The sequence below is a fragment of the Streptomyces thermospinosisporus genome (assembly GCF_039526425.1).
GTDB classification, from domain to species: domain Bacteria; phylum Actinomycetota; class Actinomycetes; order Streptomycetales; family Streptomycetaceae; genus Streptomyces; species Streptomyces thermocarboxydovorans.
The window spans coordinates 1-23671 of the sequence record NZ_BAAAIZ010000028.1 but is presented as its reverse complement, the minus strand read 5'-3'; the positions used below and the strand labels follow the sequence as shown (position 1 = coordinate 23671).

At 71.9% G+C, this 23671-nt stretch carries 21 protein-coding genes; 14 read left to right on the top strand and 7 right to left on the bottom strand.

Going from position 1 to position 23671, the window contains the following annotated elements:
• Positions 1 to 169: 169 nt before the first annotated feature.
• The 4 genes from ABD207_RS11160 to ABD207_RS11145 are packed head-to-tail and all read left to right on the top strand — an operon-like array spanning position 170 to position 5019.
• Entirely contained in the window at positions 170 to 724 is a 555-nt protein-coding gene (locus tag ABD207_RS11160) for a (2Fe-2S)-binding protein (RefSeq protein ID WP_344012098.1), read from the top strand.
• Positions 721 to 1713 carry an FAD binding domain-containing protein gene (locus tag ABD207_RS11155; RefSeq protein ID WP_344012096.1) on the top strand — a complete coding sequence of 331 codons (993 nt, stop codon included), beginning with the start codon at positions 721 to 723 and terminating at the stop codon, positions 1711 to 1713. Before ABD207_RS11160 ends, ABD207_RS11155 begins: the two co-directional genes overlap by 4 nt.
• Positions 1710 to 3839, top strand: a complete 2130-nt coding sequence (locus ABD207_RS11150; protein WP_344012095.1) for a xanthine dehydrogenase family protein molybdopterin-binding subunit — start codon at positions 1710 to 1712, stop codon at positions 3837 to 3839. The genes ABD207_RS11155 and ABD207_RS11150 overlap by 4 nt, the downstream gene beginning before the upstream one ends.
• Positions 3832 to 5019 (top strand): XdhC family protein, encoded by a 1188-nt coding sequence (locus ABD207_RS11145; protein WP_344012094.1) that lies wholly within the window; start codon positions 3832 to 3834, stop codon positions 5017 to 5019. Before ABD207_RS11150 ends, ABD207_RS11145 begins: the two co-directional genes overlap by 8 nt.
• A 101-nt stretch (positions 5020 to 5120) precedes the next feature.
• Here the strand turns inward: ABD207_RS11145 and ABD207_RS11140 are convergent, their stop codons facing one another.
• Positions 5121 to 5684, bottom strand: a complete 564-nt coding sequence (locus ABD207_RS11140; protein ID WP_344012092.1) for an NADPH-dependent FMN reductase — start codon at positions 5682 to 5684, stop codon at positions 5121 to 5123.
• 119 nt (positions 5685 to 5803) lie between these two features.
• Between ABD207_RS11140 and ABD207_RS11135 the strand changes: the two genes are divergently transcribed.
• Positions 5804 to 6499, top strand: a complete 696-nt coding sequence (locus ABD207_RS11135; protein WP_344012090.1) for a TetR/AcrR family transcriptional regulator — start codon at positions 5804 to 5806, stop codon at positions 6497 to 6499.
• 94 nt (positions 6500 to 6593) lie between these two features.
• The gene (locus tag ABD207_RS11130) at positions 6594 to 7631 is read left to right on the top strand and encodes a LacI family DNA-binding transcriptional regulator (protein WP_344012089.1); all 1038 of its coding nucleotides are present in this window, start codon (positions 6594 to 6596) and stop codon (positions 7629 to 7631) included.
• A 58-nt stretch (positions 7632 to 7689) separates the two neighbouring features.
• Here the strand turns inward: ABD207_RS11130 and trxA are convergent, their stop codons facing one another.
• Complete coding sequence (gene trxA / locus ABD207_RS11125) at positions 7690 to 8106, bottom strand: thioredoxin (RefSeq protein ID WP_344012088.1); 417 nt, start codon at positions 8104 to 8106, stop codon at positions 7690 to 7692.
• Positions 8107 to 8224: 118 nt separating this feature from the next.
• On the opposite strand from trxA, the gene ABD207_RS11120 reads away from it, so the two are divergent.
• The gene (locus ABD207_RS11120) at positions 8225 to 9670 is read left to right on the top strand and encodes a dihydrolipoyl dehydrogenase family protein (RefSeq protein WP_344012086.1); all 1446 of its coding nucleotides are present in this window, start codon (positions 8225 to 8227) and stop codon (positions 9668 to 9670) included.
• Positions 9671 to 10191: 521 nt separating this feature from the next.
• Here ABD207_RS11120 and ABD207_RS11115 read toward each other — a convergent pair.
• Positions 10192 to 11778 (bottom strand): ABC-F family ATP-binding cassette domain-containing protein, encoded by a 1587-nt coding sequence (locus tag ABD207_RS11115; protein WP_344012084.1) that lies wholly within the window; start codon positions 11776 to 11778, stop codon positions 10192 to 10194.
• A gap of 232 nt (positions 11779 to 12010) precedes the next feature.
• A complete protein-coding gene (locus ABD207_RS11110) occupies positions 12011 to 12655 on the bottom strand; it encodes a peptide deformylase (protein ID WP_344012082.1) in 645 nt (214 codons plus the stop codon).
• A 150-nt stretch (positions 12656 to 12805) separates the two neighbouring features.
• On the opposite strand from ABD207_RS11110, the gene ABD207_RS11105 reads away from it, so the two are divergent.
• Positions 12806 to 14206: a PepSY-associated TM helix domain-containing protein gene (locus ABD207_RS11105; protein ID WP_344012081.1), complete on the top strand. Its 1401-nt coding sequence runs from the start codon at positions 12806 to 12808 to the stop codon at positions 14204 to 14206.
• A 208-nt stretch (positions 14207 to 14414) separates the two neighbouring features.
• Here ABD207_RS11105 and ABD207_RS11100 read toward each other — a convergent pair whose 3' ends face one another.
• The gene (locus tag ABD207_RS11100) at positions 14415 to 14762 is read right to left on the bottom strand and encodes a tetratricopeptide repeat protein (protein WP_344012079.1); all 348 of its coding nucleotides are present in this window, start codon (positions 14760 to 14762) and stop codon (positions 14415 to 14417) included.
• A gap of 155 nt (positions 14763 to 14917) precedes the next feature.
• On the opposite strand from ABD207_RS11100, the gene ABD207_RS11095 reads away from it, so the two are divergent.
• Entirely contained in the window at positions 14918 to 15883 is a 966-nt protein-coding gene (locus ABD207_RS11095) for a pirin family protein (protein ID WP_344012077.1), read from the top strand.
• Positions 15884 to 16026: 143 nt separating this feature from the next.
• Positions 16027 to 16542 carry a hypothetical protein gene (locus tag ABD207_RS11090; RefSeq protein ID WP_425580687.1) on the top strand — a complete coding sequence of 172 codons (516 nt, stop codon included), beginning with the start codon at positions 16027 to 16029 and terminating at the stop codon, positions 16540 to 16542.
• A 46-nt stretch (positions 16543 to 16588) separates the two neighbouring features.
• Here the strand turns inward: ABD207_RS11090 and ABD207_RS11085 are convergent, their stop codons facing one another.
• Positions 16589 to 17620: an alpha/beta hydrolase gene (locus tag ABD207_RS11085; protein ID WP_344012075.1), complete on the bottom strand. Its 1032-nt coding sequence runs from the start codon at positions 17618 to 17620 to the stop codon at positions 16589 to 16591.
• Positions 17613 to 17741 (bottom strand): hypothetical protein, encoded by a 129-nt coding sequence (locus ABD207_RS11080; RefSeq protein WP_344012073.1) that lies wholly within the window; start codon positions 17739 to 17741, stop codon positions 17613 to 17615. The genes ABD207_RS11085 and ABD207_RS11080 overlap by 8 nt, the downstream gene beginning before the upstream one ends.
• A 184-nt stretch (positions 17742 to 17925) precedes the next feature.
• Between ABD207_RS11080 and ABD207_RS11075 the strand changes: the two genes are divergently transcribed.
• From ABD207_RS11075 to ABD207_RS11060, 4 genes are all read left to right on the top strand, one after another.
• Positions 17926 to 18432, top strand: coding sequence for an SRPBCC family protein (locus ABD207_RS11075; protein ID WP_344012071.1), 507 nt, complete (start codon positions 17926 to 17928; stop codon positions 18430 to 18432).
• A 509-nt stretch (positions 18433 to 18941) separates the two neighbouring features.
• A complete protein-coding gene (locus ABD207_RS11070) occupies positions 18942 to 20054 on the top strand; it encodes a tyrosine-type recombinase/integrase (RefSeq protein WP_344012069.1) in 1113 nt (370 codons plus the stop codon).
• Entirely contained in the window at positions 20051 to 22543 is a 2493-nt protein-coding gene (locus ABD207_RS11065; RefSeq protein ID WP_344012067.1) for a tyrosine-type recombinase/integrase, read from the top strand. The genes ABD207_RS11070 and ABD207_RS11065 overlap by 4 nt, the downstream gene beginning before the upstream one ends.
• The gene (locus ABD207_RS11060; protein WP_344012065.1) at positions 22540 to 23049 is read left to right on the top strand and encodes a DUF6262 family protein; all 510 of its coding nucleotides are present in this window, start codon (positions 22540 to 22542) and stop codon (positions 23047 to 23049) included. The genes ABD207_RS11065 and ABD207_RS11060 overlap by 4 nt, the downstream gene beginning before the upstream one ends.
• The last annotated feature ends 622 nt before the right edge of the window (positions 23050 to 23671 follow it).

Here is a 23671-nt window from a genome sequence, read left to right as displayed (position 1 = left end):
CAGCTGTCCGTTTACTGCTTTCCAGTCATCGTATCGGCGCGCCCGCGCGCTGTCTGCACACCCCCCAGCCCGGCCAGACCCCGTCATAGCCCGGCCAGACCCCGTCATCCGTCCGCCGTCCGGAAGGCCGCCACCGGCGCCTGCCCGGATCCGTGCAGGAAGGCTGTTCATGCTTCCCTCGACGTCCAGCACCGTCACCCTGAACATCAACGGCGAGAAGCACCAGCTGTCGCTCGACCACCGCACCACACTGCTCGACGCCCTGCGTGAGCGCCTGGACCTCACCGGCACCAAGAAGGGCTGCGACCAGGGCCAGTGCGGCGCCTGCACCGTCCTGGTCGACGGCCGCCGGACCCTGGCCTGCCTGCAGCTCGCCGTGGCCGCCGAGGACCGCGAGATCACCACCATCGAGGGCATGGCCCGGGGCGGCGGACTGCACCCGGTCCAGCAGGCGTTCCTCGAACTCGACGGCCTGCAGTGCGGGTACTGCACACCCGGCCAGATCTGCTCCGCCGTCGCCGTGCTCGAGGAGCACGCCGCGGGCTGGCCCAGCGCCGTCACCGAGGACGTACGGCCCGAGCACGGGCCGCCCGAGCTGACCCCCGAGGAGATCCGCGAACGGATGAGCGGCAACCTCTGCCGCTGCGGCGCCTATGTGTCGATCGTCGAGGCGGTCGCCCGCGCCGCGCAGTCCGAAGAGAGCCACAAAGAGGAGGCGGCATGAGGGAGTTCGGATACCGGCGCGCCGACGACGTCACCGGCGCGGTGGCCCTCCTCGACGCGGACCCCGGCGCCCGCTACCTCGGCGGCGGCACCAACCTCGTCGACCTGATGAAGACCGGCGTCGAACGCCCGGCCCGCCTCGTCGACATCCGCCGTCTCCCGCTGGACGGCATCGAGCCGACCGACGACGGCGGACTGCGCATCGGGGCCACCGTCACCAACAGCGACCTCGCCGCCCACCCGGAGGTGCGCCGCCGCTACCCGGCGCTCAGCCAGGCCGTCCTGGCCGGCGCCTCCGGTCAGCTGCGCAACATGGCCACCGTCGGCGGCAATCTGCTGCAGCGCACCCGCTGCGGCTACTTCGCCGACGTGACCAATCCCTGCAACAAGCGGGAACCGGGCAGCGGTTGCCCCGCGATCCGGGGCGAGCACCGCAACCACGCCATCCTCGGTGCCTCCGAGCACTGCGTGGCCGTGCACCCCTCCGACATGGCGGTGGCGCTGGCCGCGTTCGACGCCGTCGTCTCCTACGAGACCGCCGACGGGCCGGGGGAGCTGCCGCTCGCCGACCTCTACCTGCCGGTCGCGGACACCCCGCACCGGGAGACCGCGCTGCCGCGGGGCGCGCTGATCACCGCGGTCACCCTGCCGGCCGCCCCGGTCGCCGCCCGCTCCCGCTACCGCAAGGTGCGTGAACGCGCCTCCTACGCCTTCGCCATCGGCTCGGTCGCCGCCGCCCTCGACGTGCGGGGCGGCGTCGTACGGGACGTGCGCCTGGCGTTCGGCGCGGTCGCCTCCCGCCCCTGGCGGGCGCACGCCGCCGAGCGCGCGCTGCTCGGCGCCCCGGCCGACGCCGGGCACTTCGCCGCCGCCGCGGACGCCGAGCTGGCCGCCGCCCGCCCGCTGCCCGGCAACGCCTACAAGGTGACCCTGATGCGCAATCTCGTCGTGGCCGTACTGACCGACCTCGCCCAGGAGGCCGCCCGATGACCACCACGACCCCTCGCCCCGCCACGGCGGCCGGCGCGGTCGGCACGGCCCACCCCCGCGTGGAGGGCCTGGAGAAGGTCACCGGAGCCGCCCGCTACGCCGCCGAGTTCCCCCTCCCGGGTCTCGCCCACGGCTGGCTGGTCGTCTCCCGCGTGGCCCGCGGCCGCATCCGTTCCATCGAGACCGGTCCCGTCCTGGCGATGCCCGGCGTCCTCGCCGTCCTGCACCACGGCAACGCACCCCGGCTGAACACCGACTTCGAGGGGCTGTTCGGCCGTCCCGACCAGACCGCGGCCGTCTTCCAGCACGACCGGGTGCCGCACGCGGGCTGGCCCGTCGCCCTGATCGTCGCCGAGACGCCCGAACAGGCCCGCGCGGCCGCCGAGTCGCTCACCGTGACCTACGACGAGGAGCCGCACGACATCGCGTTCACCGCGGACCGGCCGGACGCCTGCACGGTGGACGACCACATGCCCGGGGTGACGGAGAAGGGCGACCTGGAGGCCGAACTCGCCGCCTCCGCCGCCGTCGTGGACGCCGAGTACACCACTCCCGAGGAACACCACGCCATGATGGAGCCGCACGCGGCGACCGCGCGCTGGGAGGACGGCCGGCTCGACCTCCTCGACTCCAACCAGGGCACCACCCGGGTGCAGCGCGAACTGGCCGGCCTGTTCGCCCTCGACCCCGCCGGCATCCGGGTGCGCTCCGAGCACATCGGCGGCGGATTCGGCAGCAAGGGCCTGCGCGCCCACCAGGTCGCCGCCGCGATGGCCGCCCGCGTACTGGACCGGCCGGTGCGTGTGGTGCTGACCCGGCGTCAGATGTTCAGCCTCACCGGCCACCGCAGCCCCACCGTCCAGCGGGTCCGGCTCGGCGCCGGCGCCGACGGACGGCTGCGCGCCCTGGAGCACCGCTCGCTCAACCGCACCTCCACCGTGCACGAGTTCCTCGAACCCGCCGCCATCCCGGCTCGGGTGATGTACGACGCGGACGCGCACCGCACGGCCATGGAGATGGTGCGCCTCGACGTGCCGTCACCGACCTGGATGCGCGCCCCGGGTGAGGCGCCGGGCTCCTTCGCCCTGGAGTCGGCGCTCGACGAACTCGCCGAAAAGCTGGGCCTCGACCCGATCGAGCTGCGGCTGCGCAACGACCCCGAGCGCGGCCCGGTCTCCGGGCTGCCGTTCGCCGGGCGCAATCTCGCCGCCTGCTTCCGCGAGGGCGCCCGCCGGTTCGGCTGGGCCGGCCGCGACCCGCGCCCCGGCGTCCGGCGGGAGGGCCGCTGGCTGCTCGGCACCGGCACCGCCGCCGCGTCCTTCGGCGCCGGAGCGGGACCGTCCACGGCGACCCTGACCGCCGAACCCGACGGCACCTTCACCGTGCGCATCGCGGCCGCCGACATCGGCACCGGAGCCCGTACCGCCCTCACCCTGGTCGCCGCCGACGCGCTGAAGGTCACACCGGACCGGGTGCGGGTGCGCATCGGCGACAGCGCCTTCGGACCGGCGATGATCGCCGGCGGCTCCACCGGCACCCGCTCCTGGTCCTGGGCGGTCATGGCGGCCGCCGAGGAACTGCGCGAGCGGCTGGCCCTCGCCCCGGACATCCCGGCGGAGGGCATCACCGTGCGCGCCGACACCACCGAGGCGCTCGGCACCCTGTCCCAGAAGGAACGGCACTCTTTCGGCGCCCAGTTCGCCGAGGTCGCCGTCGACCCCGCCACCGGCGAGGTACGGGTGCGCCGCATGCTCGGCATCTTCGCCGCGGGCCGCATCGTCAACCCGCTCACCGCCCGCAGCCAGCTCGTCGGCGGCATGACCTGGGGCCTGTCCATGGCCCTGCACGAGGAAGGGGTCCGCGACCGCGCCTTCGGCGGCCTGTACGGCGGCGACCTTGCGGGCTACCACATCGCCTCGCACGCCGATGTGCCGGCGATCGAGGCGGACTGGGTGGACGACCCGGACCCGGAGGACCCGGTCGGCATCAAGGGCATCGGCGAGATCGGCATCGTCGGCGCCGCGGCGGCCGTCGCCAACGCGGTCTGGCACGCCACGGGCGTACGCCACCGTCACCTGCCGATCCGCCCGGACCGGGTGATCGCGGCGGGAGCACCGGATGCTTGACATCGCCGGTGAGCTGAGCGTCTGGCTGGACGAGGGCCGACGCTTCGCGGTGGCCACCGTCGTCGGCGTCAGCGGCAGCGCCCCGCGCGGCCCCGGCGCCGCGCTCGCCGTCGACGCGGACGGCACGGTGATCGGCTCGGTGTCCGGCGGCTGCGTCGAGGGGGCGGTGTACGACCTGTGCCTGCAGGCGCTCCAGGACGGTGTCCCGGTGCTCGAGCGCTTCGGGTACAGCGACGAGGACGCCTTCGCCGTCGGACTGACCTGCGGCGGGGTCATCGAGGTGCTGGTCACGCCGGTCGAGGGGGATCCGGCTGTCCGCGCGGCGGTGACCGCCGCCGCGCACGGCGAACCGGTCGCCCTCGCCCGCGTCGTCCGCGGCCCCGGGCACCTGGCCGGCCGGGGCCTGCTGATGCGGCCCGACGGCACCCGGCTGGGCAGCCTCGGCGGACCCGGCGAACTGGACCGGACGGCGGCCGAGCAGGCCCGGGCCCTGCTGGACGCGGGCCGCACCGGCACGGTGGAGGTGGGGGAGGACGGCTCGCACTGCCCGGGCGGGGTCACCCTGCTCGTGGAGGCGAACCTGGCCCCGCCCCGCATGATCGTCTTCGGTGCGATCGACTTCGCGGCGGCGCTGGTGCGGGCCGGGCGCTTCCTCGGCTACCACGTCACCGTCTGCGACGCCCGCCCGGTCTTCGCCACCCGGGCCCGTTTCCCCGACGCCCACGAGGTCGTGGTCGACTGGCCGCACCGCTATCTGCGGCGCACCGGGACCGACGGGCGGACGGTGCTGTGCGTGCTGACCCACGACGCCAAGTTCGACGTCCCGCTGCTGGTGGAGGCGCTGCGGCGGCCGGTCGCCTACGTGGGGGCGATGGGCTCGCGCCGCACCCACGTAGACCGCGAACGCCGGCTGCGTGCCGCCGGCCTCTCCGACGCCGAACTCTCCCGCCTGCGCTCGCCGATCGGCCTGGACCTCGGCGCCCGCACTCCGGAGGAGACGGCGCTGTCCATCACCGCGGAGATCGTCGCCGCCCGCCGGGGCGGCACGGGGCTGCCGCTGACCGTCTCGGGCACGCCGATCCACCGGCCTGCACGAGACCTGGACGCACCGGGCAGGCCCGCACCGGACCGGCCCGCACAGGAGCGGCCCGCACAGGAGCGGGACGCTGCCGCCGCCTGACGCGCGACGTTCAGGAGACCCGAGCATGCCGAAGGGCCGGAGCGCAGAACGCTCCGGCCCTTCTCAGGCGACCGGCCCCCGGTGAGCCGCTTCGGTGCGGCTCAGGCCGCCGTCGGCGCCGCCGCGTGGCCCTGGATACGGGCGACGACCTCGGTCAGCTGCTCCGCCACCTCGGTGTCCTCGGCCGGGTGGGTCTCGGCGAAGCGCGTCATGGAGCCCGGGATGGAGAGCTTGATGTCCTCGAGCACCTTCGCGCCGGCGATGCCGACGGCCTTCCGGGTCTCGTCCTGCGCCCAGACGCCGCCGTACTGGCCGAAGGCGGTGCCGACCACGGCGACCGGCTTGCCGCTGAGGGCACCGGCGCCGTAGGGACGCGACAGCCAGTCGATGGCGTTCTTCAGCACGGCCGGGATGGTGCCGTTGTACTCGGGCGTGAACAGCAGCAGCGCGTCGGCGCTGCCGGCGGCCTCGCGCAGCTTCACCGCGGCGGCCGGGACGCTGCCCTCGACGTCGATGTCCTCGTTGTAGAAGGGGATGTCGGCCAGCCCCTCGTAGACGTCGACGCTGGTGCCCTCCGGGGCGAGCTTGACGGCCGCCTCGGCGAGCTGGCGGTTGTGCGAGCCGGCGCGGAGGCTGCCGACGAGGGCGAGGATGCGAACGGACATGAAGATCTCCTGGGGGGGTGTGAAACAAGCCCTTAACAAACCGGACCGAGGTCCGCTTCTGTTGTAGCAGTCTAACCGGACCGCGGTCCAGTTTCATCCCGATGCTTTACGCTGGCTTCATGTCCGCCGTTCAGCCGCCCACTCCGACGTCGCCGGAGCCCGTCGAGCCGCAGGAACTGCTCCAGCTCGGTCCGGAGCCCGACCCCTGCCTGCGCGCCGACGCCGCACGCAACCGGGCACGTCTGCTGGAGGCCGCCGCCCGCCTCGTCGCCGAGCGCGGCGCGGACTGCCTCACCATGGACGCCGTCGCCGCCGAGGCCAACGTGGGCAAGGGGACCGTCTTCCGCCGCTTCGGCGACCGGACCGGACTGCTGACGGCCCTGCTCGACCACTCCGAGCGCAAGTTCCAGGCCGCCTTCCTGAGCGGCCCGCCGCCGCTGGGGCCCGGCGCGCCTCCGGTGGAGCGCCTGCGCGCCTTCGGCCTCGCCATGCTGCGCCGCACCTCGGAGGAGCTCGAACTGCAACTGGCGGCCGAGCCGGCCGCGGACCGCCGCTTCACCGCACCGCCGCGCCGGGTGCTGCGCCACCATGTGACACTGCTGCTGCGCGAGGCCGTGCCGGACGCGGACTCCGAGCTGCTGGCGCACACCCTGATGGCGCCGCTGGACCCCGCGCTGATCCACCACCTCACCCGGCAGTGCGGCATGCCGCTCAGCCGCCTGGAGGAGGCCTGGGTGGACCTGGTCGACCGGGTGACGGGAGGGGCCGACCGGGTGGCGGACGGGGCCGACCGGAGGGCGAACGGGGCCGGCTGACCCCTTGCGGCAGCCCTCCCGAATCTGACGACCGCGTCGCTCAACTCCCCCGGCTGAAGGCGCCGTTCGGGCTTCTGCTTAGATGCGGTACGTCATGGTGCAGATACCGAAACAGTCCGCCCCTTCGTCCCCCGCACCGACGCGCTCGGTCCCCACGAGCGCCGATGTGGCCCGCCTGGCCGGCGTCTCGCGCGCGACCGTCTCCTACGTCCTGAACAACGCCGGTGCCGTCCGGATCAGCGAGCCCACCCGCCGCCGGGTCCGCGAGGCGGCCCGCGAGCTCGGATACGTCCCGCACGCCGCGGCGCGCAGCCTGCGCGCCGGGCACAGCCGTACGGTCCTGATGCCCGCCCCCGCCTTCCCGGTCGGCCCCCTGTACAGCAGGTTCATCACCGAACTGCAGGAGGCGCTGGGCCGGCTCGACTACACCGTCGTGCAGTTCGGCACCACCGGCGGCCACGACGACGAGGCCGCCCGCGCCTGGGCGGAACTGCGGCCCGTGGCGGTCCTCGTGCCCGGCTCCGGTCTCGGGCCGAGCGGAGTCGCGGTGCTCAAGCGCTCCGGCGCCCGGGCGGTGATCACCCTGGGCCCGGAGTCCGTCGAGGGCGCCCACGCCCTCCTGCTGGACCACGAGGTCGTCGGCCACAGCGCCGGCGCCCACCTCTTCGACCGCGGCAGGCGCCGCATCGGCGTCGTCGTCCCCCGCGACCGGGGCCTGGAGGTGTTCTCCGCGCCCCGCCTCGCCGGGGTGCGCGAGGCGCTGCACGGCACCGACGCCGAGGTCACCGAACTGCCCCTCGCCTACGACGAGGAGGCCGCCGCCCGGCTCGCCGCCCGCTGGCGCGACCTCGGCCTGGACGCCGTGTTCACGTACAACGACGAGTACGCCATGCTGCTGATGCGCGCCTTGCTCGACGAGGGCATCCGCATCCCCGAGGAGACCGCCGTGGTGGGCGCCGACAATTTGGTGCTCGGCCGGCTGCTGCGGCCCCGGCTGAGCACCGTCCACCTGGAACTGCCCTCCGGCTGCGAACTGGCCGAACTGGTCGACCGCGCCGTGCGCGACCCGGCCGCCGCGCCCGAGGCACACAAGGTGCTCGGCGCGACGGTGGTGCAGCGCGAGTCCAGCTGACGCGACCCCGCGGGCCTGAGTGCCCGCAACCCGTCAGCCGAGGTGGCTCCGGCGGAACTCAGGCACCCTGGCCCGGCGCCTGACCCTGACCCTGGCCCTGCTGTGCCTGCTGTGCCTGCTGCTCGGCGATCTGCCGGCGGACCTCGTCCATGTCCAGCTTGCGCGCCTGCCCGATGACATCGGTCAGCGCCGCCTCCGGAAGGGCACCCGGCTGGGCGAACACCGCGACCCGATCCCGGACGATCATCAGCGTCGGGATCGACTGGATCCCGAAGGCCGCGGCCAGCTCCGGCTGCGCCTCCGTGTCCACCTTGCCGAACACCAGATCGGGGTTCTCCTCCGCGGCCTTCTCGTAGACCGGGGCGAACTGCCGGCACGGCCCGCACCACTCCGCCCAGAAGTCGATCAGGACGAACTCGTTGTCCGTGACCATCTGGTCGAAGTTCTCCTTGGTGAGCTCAACGGTGCTGCTCATGGCGTGGTCTCTCTTCCTGGTGTCGGGTCGAGCCGTCGGCACAACACGGCCGGCCGGTCACGTATTCCGCGCCCCTACCCATGTGGCCACCGCGCACACCACCCACCAGACTGACGCCATGACGGAATCGCAATCGACGCAAAACGCACCTATCGCCTACGACGTCGTGGTGCTCGGGGCCGGACCCGTGGGAGAGAACGTCGCCGACCGCACCCGCGCGGCCGGCCTCACCACCGCCGTGGTGGAGAGCGAACTCGTCGGCGGCGAGTGCTCCTACTGGGCGTGCGTGCCCAGCAAGAGCCTGCTGCGCCCGGTCATCACCCGTGCCGACGCGCGCCGCGTCCCCGGCCTGCGCCGATCCGTGCAGGGCCCCCTCGACACCGCCGAGGTCCTGGCCCACCGGGACTACGAGACCTCCGGCTGGGACGACGCCGGACAGGTCTCCTGGCTGGACAGCATCGGCGCCGACCTGTACCGGGGGCACGGGCGGCTCACCGGAGAGCGCACGGTGACCGTCACCGGCTCCGACGGCAGCCGGCACGTCCTCACCGCGCGCCATGCCGTCACCGTCTGCACCGGCAGCCGCGCCCAGCTGCCCGGCCTGCCCGGACTCGACGAGATCGAACCGTGGACCAGCCGGGAGGCCACCAGCGCCAAGGCGGCACCCGGCCGGCTCGTCGTGGTCGGCGGCGGCGTGGTCGCCACCGAGATGGCCACCGCCTGGCAGGCCCTCGGCTCCCGTGTCACCCTCCTCGTCCGCGGCAGCGGCCTGCTGGCCCGCATGGAGCCCTTCGCCGGGGAACTGGTCGCCGAGGCGCTCGCCGAGGCCGGCGCCGACATCCGCACCGGCACCTCGGTGACCTCGGTGAGCCGAAAGAACGGCACGCTCACGGTGGTCACCGACAAGGGCGACCGGATCGAGGCCGACGAGATTCTCTTCGCCACCGGCCGCGCCCCGCGCACCGACGACATCGGCCTGGAGACGATCGGCCTCGAGCCGGGCTCCTGGCTCCCCGTGGACGACAGCCTCCGGGTATCCGGCCACGACTGGCTCTACGCCGTGGGGGACGTCAACCACCGCGCCCTGCTCACCCATCAGGGCAAGTACCAGGCCCGCATCGCCGGCGCCGCGATCGCCGCCCGCGCCGCGGGCGAGCCCGTGGCGACCGACCCCTGGGGCGCGCACGTCGCGACCGCGGACACCGCCGCCGTCCCCCAGGTCGTCTTCACCGATCCCGAGGCGGCGGCCGTCGGCCTCTCCCTCGCCGAGGCGGAGCAGGCCGGCCACCGAGTCCGCGCCGTCGACGTCGACCTGGCCTCCGTCTCCGGGGCCGGCCTGTACGCCGACGGCTACCGGGGCCGCGCCCGCATGGTCGTCGACGTGGAGGAGGAGATCCTGCGCGGTGTCACCTTCGTCGGACCCGGCGTCGGCGAACTCATCCACTCGGCGACCATCGCGGTCACCGCCCGGGTCCCGGTGTCCCGCCTGTGGCACGCGGTCCCCTCCTTCCCGACGATCAGCGAGGTCTGGCTCCGCCTGCTGGAGGCGTACCGCGACAGCTGACGCGCGGTCGCACCGCCGGCCCGGCGGGACCAACGGCTCGCGGCTTGGTCGGCGGCCCTGGAAAACCGGCTCGCACCTCGGCCGGCGGCCGTGGCCCCGGCGTGGACGGGGAGCACCGGCTGGTGGTTTGGAGGGCACTCTCCGGTGCCCGGCCCGACCGAGACCCATGGCTCGCGGTCAGCGACGGCATCGGCGCCCGGCTCGGGCGGGGACCGCCGGCCGGCGCCTCGGCCGACGGCCCTTTGCTTGGCTGGGGCGGGGATCACCGACTCGCGGCTCGGTCGGCGACCCGGCGGCCGGTCCCGCGAGGAAGCACCGGATCGCGGTTCCTTCGGCAGCTCCCGGTACCCGGCCCAGCCGAGGCCCACCGGCTCGCGGCTGGGCCGACCCCCCAGGCAGGAGCCACCCGCCCCCCGGTTGAGCCGACAGCCCCGACTCCCGGCACAGGCGGCAGCCACCAGCCCCCGGTTCAGCCGGCGGCCGCCACCTCCCGGTTCACCCGGACGCAGCCAGTACCCCGCTCATGCGGAGGCCACCAGCTCCAGGTAGTCCTCGCTCCACAGGTCCTCCTCCGCCTCCGGCAGCAGCAGCACCCGGTCCGGGCGCAGGGCCGTGACGGCCCCCTCGTCGTGGGTCACCATGACGATCGCGCCGGGATAGGTGCCCACCGCCGCCAGCACCTCTTCCCGGGACGCCTGATCGAGGTTGTTCGTGGGCTCGTCGAGCAGCAGCACGTTTGCCCCCGAGTGCACCAGCCCGGCCAGCGCGAGCCGGGTCTTCTCGCCGCCGGAGAGCACGCCGACCGGTTTGTCCGCGTCGTCGCCGGTGAACAGGAACGACCCCAGCACACCGCGCACTTCACCGTCCGTCAGGTGCGGAGCCACCGACGCCAGCTGCCGGCGCACGGTCAGGTCGGGGCGCAGGGTGTCGTGCTCCTGGGCGAAGTAGCCCAGCCGCAGCCCGTGCCCGTGCACCACCCTGCCCTCGTCCGGCAGGTCGCGGCCCGCCAGGATGCGCAACAGGGTCGTCTTTCCGGCCCCGTTGGGCCCCAGCACCACCAGCCGGCTGCCCCGGTCCACGGCCAGATCGACACCGCGCAGGACCCGCTGCCCGCCGTACGCCTTGGCGAGGCTCACCGCACCGAGCGGGATCCGACCGCAGGGCGCCGGCTCGGGCAGCCGGATGCGCGCCGTCCGCTCCTTGCGCCGCTCCGGTTCCAGCTCGGCCAGCAGACGGTCGGCGCGGCGGGCCATGTTGCGCGCGGCCACCGCGGTCGACACCCGGGCCCGCATCCGGTCCGCCTGGGCGTGCAGCGAGGCCGCCTTGCGCTCGGCGTTGGCCCGCTCCCGCCTGCGCCGCCGCTCGTCCGCCTCCTGCCGGGCCAGATACGTGTCCCAGCCGGTGTTGTGGACGTCCAGCGCGGCGCGCTGCGGATCGAGATGGAAGACCCGGTTCACCGTGTCGGCGAGCAGGGACGTGTCGTGACTGATCATCACCAGCCCGCCGCTGTAGCTCGTCAGAAAGCCGCGCAGCCAGTCGACCGCGTCCGTGTCCAGGTGGTTGGTCGGCTCGTCCAGCAGCAGGGTGTCGTGGCCCGCGAACAGGATCCGGGCCAGCTCCACCCGTCGGCGCTGACCGCCGGAGAGCGCGGCGAGCCGCCGCTCCATCACTGCCGACGGAAGCCCGACACCGGCCGCGACCCGGGCGGCCTCGGCCTCCGCCGCGTACCCGCCGCGCGCCTGGAAGTCGGCCTCGGTGCGCACATACGCCTTCATCGACCGCTCGGTGCCGTCCGCCATCGCCTCCCCGGCGCGGCGCAACGCCCTTACGGCACGGTCGAGTCCGCGCGCGGACAGGATGCGCTCGGCGACGGTGACCGACTGGTCCGCGGCACGGGAGTCCTGCGGCAGGTGGCCGATGCCGCCGACGCGGGTGACGGTCCCGGAGGCGGGCCGCAGGTCCCCGGCCAGGACGTTCAGCAAGGTGGTCTTGCCGGCGCCGTTGCGTCCCACCAGGCCGACGCGGTCGCCGGGGGAGACGTGGAAGGAAACGCCGGACAGCAGCAGACGCGCGCCCACGCGCACGTCGACATCACGAACGGTGATCATGAGAGGACGCTCCGAACAAGCAAGAGGACACACGGGTGGCGTGAGAGCGGGTCCTCAGCTAAGAAATTCGGGGCGTGGACATGCGGCCAAGGTAACCGGGGCGACGGGCCGGGCGCAGCCGATTTTCCCCGAGCCCCCGGCCGGCAGAGTTCTTCCGCGCGCCCCCGCCGTTTCAGAGGCCATCGCAGTCGCAGTCACCGGACCGCCGGCGGTCCGTCTGCAGACCCTAGGACTACGGCAGTTCGAACCCCAGTGCCCGCGCCGCCTCCTCGGCCGTCGGCTGCGACCAGCGTTCCGCCAGTGCCTGCTGCGTGGCCAGGGAGCGCAGTTCGGCACGGTCGAGGTAGAGGACTCCGTCGAGGTGGTCCGTCTCGTGCTGCACGATCCGCGCCGGCCAGCCGGTGAAGACCTCGTCGAAGGACCGCCCGTGCTCGTCCTGCCCTGTCAGCCGCACCGCGGCCGGACGCGCGACCACCGCCTGATAGCCGGGGACGCTCAGACAGCCCTCGTAGAACGCGACCCGTTCCGGGCCGGCCGGCTCGTACGCCGGATTGACCAGCACCCGGAACGGCTGCGGCGTCCGCCCCCGCGCCCGGCGCACCTCCTCCGGGACCGGAGCCGGATCCTCCATCACCGCGATCCGCAGCGGAACACCCACCTGCGGCGCGGCCAGCCCCACCCCCGGCGCCTCGTGCATGGTGAGGCGCAGCGCCTCGACGAAACGGGCCAGCAGACCGGGATCCAGCTGCCCGTCGAACGGCTCGGCGCCGCGCCGCAGCACCGGATCACCGGCGGCGACGATCGTCAACGGGCCGGGGACGGCGAGAAGTTCCTCCACCTGCGCGGCGATCGTTCCCTGACGTTCGGCGTGTCCCATCGCGCCAGCATGCCATGCCCCGGCCGAACCCCCGCCGCCCCGCGTGGCACAGGTCACTCGCATTGCGCGGGAACTCCACGCCCCTCCGCCCCGACTACTGCATCGCTACCGCACCGCCAGGCCGGACACACGCCATGGAGGCCCCCACCGATGACCACCGCTGCCCCGACCACCGAGGACGAGGCTCCCCGGACCGCCGCCACGCCACCGCGACGAAGCGCCTGGGCCGCCCTGCGCCCGCTTCTCATGCGCCTGCACTTCTACGCGGGCATCCTGGTGGCACCCTTCCTGCTCGTCGCCGCCCTCACCGGTCTGCTGTACGCGGCCTCCTTCCAGGCCGAGAAGATCGTCTACGACCATGAGCTGACCGTCCCCGTCGGCGACCGCAAGCTGCCCGTGTCCGAGCAGGTGGCCGCCGCACGCGAGGCGCACCCCGAGGGCACCGTCTCCGCCGTACGCCCCTCGCCCGAGGCCGACGCGACGACCAGGGTGCTGCTGTCCGGCGTGCCGGGCGTGGACCCCGACCACACCCTCGCCGTGTTCGTCGACCCGTACACCGCCGACGTGCGCGGCGCCCTCGAACAGTACGGCTCCACCGGCGCACTGCCCCTGCGCACCTGGATCTCCGAGCTCCACCGCGACCTGCACCTGGGCGAGACCGGCCGCCTCTACAGCGAGCTGGCCGCCAGCTGGCTGTGGGTCGTCGCGGGCGGCGGCGTCGTGCTGTGGCTCTCCCGGCGCCGCGCCCTGCGCAAGGTGCGCGGCACCACCGGACGGCGCCGCACCCTCGCCCTGCACGGCAGCCTCGGCCTGTGGACCGCCGCCGGATTCATCTTCCTCTCGGCGACCGGACTGACCTGGTCCACCTACGCCGGTGCCTCCATCGGCGACCTGCGCGCCGCCCTCGGCCAGGAGACCCCCTCGGTGTCCGCCACGGCGAGCGGAGAGCACGCCGGCCACGACACCGCCGGCGGGGCGGCGGGCGATGCCGCCCACGGCGTGGGGCTCGACCAGGTCCTCGCGGCCGCACGCGCGAAGGACCTCGGCGACCCCGTGGAGATCGTGCCGCCCGCCGACGCCGGGTCCGCGTACGTCGTCAGGCAGGTGGGGCGTTCCTGGCCCACCGAGCAGGACGCCGTGGCCGTCGACCCGGCCAACGGCCAGGTCACCGAGGTGCTCCGCTTCGCCGACTACCCGGTGCTCGCCAAGCTCACCCGCTGGGGGATCGACCTGCACACCGGCACCCTCTTCGGCCTGCCCAACCAGCTGGCGCTGATGCTGCTGGCCGCCGCCCTGATCCTGCTGATCCTGTGGGGCTACCGCATGTGGTGGCAGCGCGGCCGCGGCCGGGCCTTCGGCCGTCCCGTCCCGCGCGGCGCCTGGCAGCAGGTCCCGCCGTACCTCGTCGTCCCCGCCCTCGCCGCGATCGCCGTCCTGGGCTACTTCATGCCCCTGCTCGGCATCCCCCTGGCCGCGTTCCTCGCCGTGGACATCCTGCTCGGCGAGCTCGCCCACCGGCGCATACGGCGGGCCCCAGCCCCAACCGAATAGGCCGAACCGACCCCTCCGACACCGGTGCCCGGCTCCACAGGGGGGAGCCGGGCACCGTCCCTGGGCGGACCGCCGACGTCCGGGCCGTCCGCCCCGGCGTTCCTCGTCACAGGTCCCTGACCAAGACCTGTGACGAGGAACCCGCCCCGGCCCTGCCCAGGCACGTCGGTCCCGGTCAGTCTCCGTCAATCCCAGTCAGCCGTCCCCGTCAGTCCTCATCGAACCGCCCCTCGAACGCCGAGGCGATCCGCAGATGGGACGCAGCCTCCTCGTGCCGCCCCTGCCGCTGGAGGGTCCGGCCGAGCATCAGCCGGGCGTAGTGCTCCACCGGGTCACGCTCGATGATGGTCCTCAGCTCCGCCTCCGCGCGGCGCAGTTGGGCCGAGTGGTAGTAGGCGCGGGCCAGCAGCAGCCGCGGCCCGGTCTGCTCCGGCACCTCCTCGACCAGCCCCTCCAGGACACGCGCGGCGGCGGCGTAGTCCTTGGCGTCGAAGAACATCCCGGCGCGCTCCCAGCGCTCGGCGGGCGTTCCGTGGTCGTAGTACGTGGTCTCCACTCGTGACCTCCTCGAAGGCCCGCAACCGACGGAAGCGACCGGCTATTCCACTGCCCCTTCCGGCGAGCCATCCGGAGGGCGTCCGGCCCCCCGATCGGACCGATCCCGCTGCGACGCACTGACGCACCGCACGCCCCGCGGCTAGGTTGTCCGGCATGAGCAACCTTGAGCGCGAGGCGGTCCCCTCCGTGTGCGGCGGGCGGGGCTTCGTGGTCGCCGAACCCGTGCGGGAACTCCTCAGCCCCCGGCACGTCCGGCTCGGCGAGTCCACCGAGGTCCGGCGGCTGCTGCCGAACCTCGGCCGGCGCATGGTCGGTGCGTGGTGCTTCGTCGACCACTACGGCCCCGACGACATCGCCGACGAGCCCGGCATGCAGGTGCCCCCGCATCCCCACATGGGCCTGCAGACGGTGAGCTGGCTGCACGAGGGCGAGGTGCTGCACCGCGACTCCACCGGCAGCCTGCAGCTGATCCGCCCGCGCGAACTGGGCCTGATGACCTCCGGCCGGGCGATCAGCCACTCCGAGGAGAGCCCCCGCGAACACGCCCGCTTCCTGCACGGCGCCCAGCTCTGGGTGGCCCTCCCCGACAGCCACCGCCACACCGACCCGCACTTCGAGCACCACGCCGACCTGCCCGTGGTCACGGCACCGGGCCTGAGGGCCACCCTGATCCTCGGCAGCCTGGACGGCGCCACGTCACCCGGCACCACCTACACCCCGATCGTCGGCGCCGACCTGGCCCTCACCCGGGGCGCCGACCTCCGCCTTCCCCTCGAACCCGACTTCGAGTACGCCGTCCTCGCCATGTCCGGTGAGGCCCACGTCGACGGCGTCCCGGTCCTGCCGGGCTCCATGCTCTACCTCGGCTGCGGCCGTGCCGAACTCCCGCTGCGCGCCGAGTCGGACGCCGGTCTGATGCTGCTCGGCGGTGAGCCGTTCGAGGAGGAGCTCATCATGTTCTGGAACTGGATCGGCCGCACCCAGGAGGAGATCGAACAGGCCCGCAGGGACTGGATGGAGGGCACCCGCTTCGGCGAGGTGAAGGGCTACGACGGCGCTCCGCTGCCCGCGCCCGAGCTGCCGCCGGTGCCGTTGAAACCGCGGGGCAGAGTGCGCTGACCTGCGCAACGCGTCAGAACTGACGGCCGCTTGTGATCCGGTGACGTACCGGGTGAACACGAATCAGCGTTCACTCGTACCCCTCGCCGTAGTGGTATGCCTGGCCGCTGGTGCGGCCGGGCGAGGTCCATACGGAGAGGCACGTGCCCCAGCATTCCGAGCACTCACCGCCGCCGCAGCGAGGACGCACCGGCCGTACCCTGCCCACCGGCCGCCGCGTACGCGCAGCCGTCCTGGCCGGGTGCCTGGCCCTGCTGCCCCTGGTCACGGCGTGCAGCGGCAGTACGGACGACAAGGCTGCGAGCACGTCGGAGATCTCCGCCGCACCCGCGGCCGGTGTCGTGGCCCCGGCGCGGGTCGAGGTGATCGCCGAGCTGACCGGCTGCAAGCCCAAGATCCGTATCGAGGCGGACGAACTGCGCCAGGGCCTGTGCCACACGCCGAAGCTCGACTACCTCATCACAACCTTCCCCGAGGAGAGGTACAAGCAGGCCTGGCTGGACTCCGCCGCCATGTACGGAGGCAAGTACCTCGTCGGCCCGCGCTGGATCGTCAGCGTCAAGGACCCGAAGATGCTGGAGCAGTTCCGAGAGAAGACCGGCGGCACCATTCAGCAACTGCGAGGCATGGGACCGACAGCGGGTCCGAGTGCGGCGTAGCCGCGGCCGCACTTCCACCGGCCACGACCGTGCGCACCGGTCGGCTTCATCGCCCTGACGGCCGGGCGTTCAGGGTCTCCAGCAGCATCGGAAGGGTGCGGTCCAGTTCTCGCCGCCAGTACGGCGGGGAGTGCGTCCCGGTGTAGAAGTGTGTGCTCAGCTGGACGCCGACCCGGGCAAGGCGGGTGGCCACAGTGCGCGATTCCTCCCCCATGAGGAATTCCGTGGGCGAGATGACGTCGTGAGGGAAGGGAGCGCCGGGGTCCTCCAGACCGGGGATGTCCGGATCGGGCTCGGTGCCGGGCGGGTCGAGCGCGCCCGCCCTGCCGTCGCCGCTGGACAGGTGCACGCGCGTACCCCGCAGGCGTTCCGCCAGATGGAAGGGGTCGTGCGCCCGCCAGATCGCACGCTGGGCGACGGGGTCGCCCCACAGCGCTGTCCAGTCGAGGCCCAGGTAGGTCATGCCGGCCCGTACCGCGTGCGGATGCTGCAGCGGATGGACGAAACCGCTGTAACTGGCCACCGTGCTGAAGAGTCCAGGGTGCCGGGCGGCATAGGAAAGGGCGCCGAAACCGCCCTGGGACTCCCCGGCCGCCGCCCGCCGGGTGCCCGCCCCGTAGCCGCGTTCGAGGAGCGGCAGCACCTCGCGCAGGTGGAAGCTCTCCACGGCGGGCGGTCCGCCCTCGCCGTGGTTCCACCAGTCGCTGTAGAAGCCGTACAGCGGCATCTCCGGCATGACGACCAGGGTGTCGCGCAGCGACGGCTCTCTGTGGACCTGGTACTCCCGGGTCCAGGTATCGTGGTCGCCGTCACCGCCGACGAACAGATAGAGCACCGGCCAGCGCTCGTGACGGCCGCGCTTCTCCCATCCGTCCGGGGTCAGCAGCCGGACGCGCGCTTCACGGCCCAGGGCGGACGAGTGCACGGTCAGGTCGACGATCCGGTTCGCGGCCGGATGCTCGTCCACCACACGGATGCCCTCGCGGGCCGGGGCATCCGGTGCCGTCGGTGCAAGGAGGGCCACCGTGCTCCACAGCGCCACCAGCACCCGGAGAAGGGACCGCCGGGATTCACACATCACGCCTCCTCAGGACGACACCCGCTGCCGTCAGGGCCAGGGCGGTATACACCGTGACCAGGGCCAGGGCCAGGGCCAGGGCCAGGGACGGCCAGGCGCCCAGGCTGCCGACCGCGTCCACGGCGGTCCTGCCGCCCTACTGTTGGTGAGTTCTCGTGCTTCGATCATGTCCTCGACGGTAGAGAGGACCGCGACCAGCGAGACGATCCCGGAGGCGAGCGCGGCCACCCCGCCGGTCGATGGCCGCACCTGCCCTCACACGCCCCTGACCAGCGAGATCGCGGTCTACGGCTGGGATACTTACGATGAGCATGGTGGTCAATCTCGGTGCCTTCGGTTGGAGGAGGTTCGCGATGACGCACGATGGCGAGCTGAGACTGCACCTGCAGCGTGTCCTCCGCGCACCGTGCTCGGTCGCATTCCGAGCGTTGACCGAGCCGCAGGAACTGGCCAAGTGGTGGGGCCCTGACGGGTTCACCGTCCCAAGTGTGGAAAGCGACCTTCGGCCAGGCGGTAGCTATCGGATCGCGATGCAGCCTCCAGAGGGCGATCTGTTCTACCTGGTGGGGGAATTCGTTGAGGTCGACCCTCCGGAACGCCTGTCCTACACCTTCCGGTGGGAGGATCCCGATCCCGGGGATCGGGAGACGGTGGTGACGCTGTCGCTTCGCGATATCGGCGGTACACGGGCCGAGTTGGTCTGCAGCCAAGGTGACTTCGCCACTGAGGGGCGCCGAGCTCTTCACGAGGAGGGCTGGACTCAGAGTCTCAACAAGCTGGAGGAGCTGATGTCGTCGGCTGCGTCGGCCTGAGATCTTTGCCGTGGGAAGGGGTCCTGACGGCGGCCGTACCTGTCTTCGAACGGCCCCTGAACAGCAAGATTGCGACGGGCGGGATGGTGCCTGCCGTACCGGGTCCAGGTGCCGAGGATCCGGCGCTCGATGTCCGACATGCATGCTCCGGGGACTCGGGGAAGGAAGGTCGCAGAAGTGCGGCGGGCGGCTGGAGTGGTTCAGCGCTCGCGGGACAGTTCCAGGAGTCCGGCGAAGGTTCCGCCGGCGTGGACGAGGTCGTCGTAGACGCCCTGCTCGGTGATGCGGCCGTGCTCCATCACCACGATGTGATCCGCGATCTTGGTGTTCTCTGGGGGTTCCCCGGCTGTGGCGTGACGTCGTACGGAGCCTCCTCGTTGGGGAGGTTGCGACGGTTCTCAGGGGGTGCGGCTCTGCGGTGGATCGTTGTGATCGACTCGTGGAGTAGAGGTACACCAGTGCGTGCATTCCCTGTACAGCTGCCGTCGGGCACCCGGTACTGGACCGTGGTGGACGACGATTTGGAAGTGGTGGAGGAAGCCGACCGCTTCCTGCGGGAGCTGAGGTTGGCCCGGGGACGGGCGGAGACGACGACGAAGGCGTACGCCGAGGCCGTGGTGCTGTTCCTGGCGTGGTGCGCGACCACCAGGCGGGAGTGGCGGACCGCCGCCCGGGATATGGGGCTGTTCATGCTCTGGCTGAAGTGGACCCCGGGAAACGGCGGTCAGCGGCGGGTGGTGGTGCCCGGCCCGGGCACGAAGCCGGTCCGGGGCGAGAGCCGGATCAACAAGGTGCTCACTGCTGTGCGGATGTTCCTGGTGCATGCTGTGGTGAACAAGGCTGCTCCGGCCTGGGTGTTGGAGCAGATCTACGAGGTTGCCGACGACCGTGACCTGCCCCAGGAGGCTCGCGGCGAGAGCGGCACCATGCGTTATCGGATGCGGGCTCGCCACCGGCTTCAAGAACCCGAGACCGCCATCGACCGGGCCAGCGACGACGAGATCGTCGCTATGTTCTTGCAGTGCCGCTCCGCCAGCGACCGGCTCATCCTGCTGCTGCTGTCACGGGTCGGACTACGCCCCGGGCAGGTTGCGGGCCTGCGCCGCTGTGATCCGCATCTGCTGATGGACTCCCGCACGCTGGGCTGCGACGTCGAGGGCGCCCACGTGCACGTCATCCGGCGTGAGAACGAGAACCGCGCCTGGTCGAAGTCGAAGAGGTCCTGGGCCATGCCGGTCGACTTCCTCGTGGTCCAGGGATTCGACCAGTACGCGCTGGAACGCCACGAACGCCTGGGCGCCGGAGGCAGCGACTTCCTGCTGGTCAACCTGTTCCGGCCGCCCTATGGGGCGCCGATGACGACCGACGCGATCGGCGAACTGTGTAAATCATTGTCCCGGCGGGCCGGCCTGGGCCGGAAGATCGGACCACGGATGTGTCGACATGCGATGGCCAGCAACGTCGCCGATGCCGGCGGCGAACTGGACGAGGTCCAGGCACTGCTCGGGCAGAAGAGCGCGGAATCGCCGCGACCCTACCTGCATCCCAAACCATCGCGCCTTCGTGAGGCCGTTGAGCGGGTGCCTCTGCCGCGTGTGAACGCCAAGGAGGGCCATCGATGACGATCGCTCTGGTCGAGAACCTGCCAGCAGTACTGGACGACGTCACCGGTGCTCTCAAGGGGGAAGTGACCACAGAATTCCAGCAGCTCATGAGCTGGGATGCGGAGGGCTGCCAATTGGTCTTCCCCCGTGATCACCCTCTGCTCGGCGGCCCGGAGTGTCTCGTGACGGGCTGCGACAAGGTCGTCTTCCACACGAAGGACCATGGGCTTTGTGTGGGCTGCGCGAAGCGTCTGAAGGCCAGCGGCCAGGGCTTCGAGGAGTTCGTGTCCACTGTCAAACGGCACTGGCGCTCGATCGGCGTCGGCAACTGCCGGGTCTCGGAGTGCGGGCGCCCGTCAAAGACATCACGCGTCGGGTTGTGCACTGCCCATCTGGGCCAGAGGAAGTCGCTCGGCCTGTCGGTGGAGGAGTTCATCCGCCACCCGTCCGTCAAGCCGCTGCCCGGCTTCGGCCCCTGCGAGGTCGCTGCGTGTCCGCGAACCCGCGACGGGCACAAGCGCCGGTACTGCATGGCCCACTACCAGCGCCGTCTGCTGGAGATGCTCAAGGGCAGCACACTCGATGAGGAAACCTGGAGGCTGACGACGCCGGCCATCGCCCAGGCCGGCGTGGTGAGTCTGCTCGGCCTGCCCGACCGGGTCGTGGCCGAGATCCTCTACGGGCTCCAGGAACGCGTCGCTGCCGGCATCAGGCACAAGGACCACCACGTCCGGCCCTTCTGCGATCTCGTCCGAGCCCGGCAGATCGGTTCTCTGGCCGAGCTCGACGTCTCCGGCCTGAGCAAGATGAACGCCGCGCTGGCGAAAGGGTTCCTCAAACACGTTCTTCGCTGGACCATGTCACCGGAGACCGAGCGGCACAAGGACACTTGGAACGGCGCCGCGTTCGGCATGACCGGCTACCTCCACTTTGAGAAGATCAGTCAGCCGTGGCTGCGCAGGGCGACGCAGGACTGGGCGGTCGACGACGCTCCCCGGCACCGGGGAACCAACCCCCGCGGGGCGATGCAGACACAGATCAACTGCATCGTCAGGCTCTCCGAAAGCCTGCGGCTGAACCGGCCGGACAAGGGCATCGACCCGCGGCTCTTGGGCCGCGACGACATCATGGCCTTCCTCAACCGGATGCGCTACCTGGTGCAGCAGGGAGAGGTCGCCGCCGCCCGCCACGTCACCGACGTCCGGCACTTGCGGCGCATGCTCCAACGCATGCGAAGCCTCGGGCTGACCCAGCCTGACCAGCCCCTGCATGGTCTGCCCGAGCAGTTCACGCTCCGGCCCGAGGACATCCCGGACGACCCCGAGGACAACGCGGCCGGCCGCGATCTCCCGCCGGAGGTGATGCGCCAACTCTGCGACCACCTCGACGCCTTGGGCTCAGGTGGTCCGCAGGCCCGCACTGCCGTCGAGCTGCTGATGGACACCGGCCGCCGTCCCGACGAGATCTGCAAACTGCCCCTCGACTGCCTCGAACGGGACGCCGACGGCGAGCCCGTCCTCGTTTACGACAACCGCAAGGCGCTCAGAAACGGCCGACGCTTGCCGATCGCCAAGGCCACCGCAGCCCTCATCATCGAGCAGCAACAACAAGTCCGGGCCCGATTTCCCGACACCGCGGCCAAAGACCTCGCACTACTGCCGACACCTGTCGCGAACCCTCACGGCACGAAGCCCCTGACCGCCAGCTGGCTCGGCGTCCGCCACCGAGCTTGGGTCGTCTCCCTGCCGGACTTTCTCGTCCCCACCGTCGTCGAGGTCGCGGGTGATCGCGTCACGAAGATGGTGCCCTTCGACAGGGCGAAGATCTTCCCCTACGCCTACCGTCACACCTATGCCCAGCGTCACGCCGACGCCGGCGTTCCCGTCGATGCCCTCAGAGTTTTGATGGACCATCGACAACTCGACACGTCGCAGCGTTACTACCGGGTCAGCGAGAAACGCCAACGGGAAGCGGTCGAGCGCGTCACGGCGATGCAGTTCGACCGGCGCGGCAACCGCGTCTGGCGGCAGGCGAAGGCCGTCCTGGACTCCGAGCACGCCCGCCGGGCAATCGGAGAGACCCAGGTGCCCTACGGCACCTGCACCGAACCGTCGAATGTCGCCGCTGGCGGCCAGGACTGCCCCGTTCGGTTCCGCTGCGTCGGCTGCAGCCACTTCCGCACCGACGTGTCCTACCTGCCCGACCTGGAAGCCTATCTGGCAGATCTCCTACGCAACCGCGAGCGCCTGGCTGCGTTCACCGACGCTGATGACTGGGCCAAGGGCGAGGCGATGCCCTCGGACGACGAGATCACCCGAGTGCGCCGCCTGGTCAAACGCGTTCGCGAGGAACTCGACGACCTCACCGGCGAGGACCGGGCCCAGATCCAGCAGGCCGTCACCGTCGTCCGAAGGACGCGGGCGGGCGTCGTCTCGCTCGGCATGCCGAAGGTGAGGCAGCCCCGGCCCGACCTCCGCCCCGAGAGGACCGCATGCCCCCCAGCATGATCGAGGGTAAGCGAGCCGACTCCGCACGGCGCCGCGATCGCGTGATCAAGGCCCTAGACGCGGCCCTGCGGACCGGAGGCGACATCACCGTCTCCGGCCTCGCCCGCGCCGCCCGAGTCGACCGCAGCTTCCTCTACCGCCACCGCGACCTACTCGAACGCGTTCACACCGCGGCCAACACTCCTGTCACGGAAGGCCGACTGACTGCCGTCAGTCGAGCCTCCCTGCAGGCCGACCTGGCCAACGCGCTGGAGCGGAACACCCGTCTCGCCGCACGAGTCCGACAGTTGGAGAAGCGGCTTTCCGAGCAGCTCGGCGAGCAAGCATGGAACGAGTCCGGACTCGGGGCTCCACCGGACATCGACCACCTCCAGCGACGCATCGCCATGCTGGAACAGGAACTCGTCGAGAAGCAAGGACAGATTGAGGAAAGGACGGAGGAACTCGAAGCAGCGCGCGCCGCCAACAGGGAACTGACCCGAGCTCTGAACCAGTCCCACTCGTAGAGTCTGTGAGCCAGTGACGGTTCATGATCGCTGCGCCGTGGTCATCCGGTACGCGCGTGCAGGCAGGCTGACGCCAAGAGTGCACGTGAAGCGAGAACGGGTGCGTCTGTGAGCGGACCGCTCGCGGCAAGAAGACCGAGGCCGCCGCGAGGGAACTTCGGGCGCCATCTCGGTCGGTGCGGCGCTGGCGGTGGGCACGGGAGGAGACTGGCACGGATCCGCCGCGGTCGAACGGGCCGACGTCGCCAGAGAGGTTGAGCCCAGGGCAGTGTGAGCGGCTGGAGCCTTGAGTTGAGCCGTGGCCCGCTCACGCTCGGATTCAACGACGAGTTCCAAGGCTGGACGCCTGTGCGGCTCAAGTTGTTGATCAGGCGGATGCTCCACTTGGGGTACACGATCCAGGGCGCGTGGAAGCTGCTGCGTCGGCCTGTGGTCCGCACAAGTCCCTATGCGGCGGGCGCTCGAACGCGACGACAAGGCGATCGAGGTGTGGAAGGCCGAGATTTCGTCCGAGCTGAAAGGACGGTGTCAGACCTGAGCGACCACATCTGCCGCCCCTGTTAACCTCGCGCTTTCATGAAGCGGGCTGTCCGGCAGGCGGTCAGGAAAGCAGAAAGTGCCC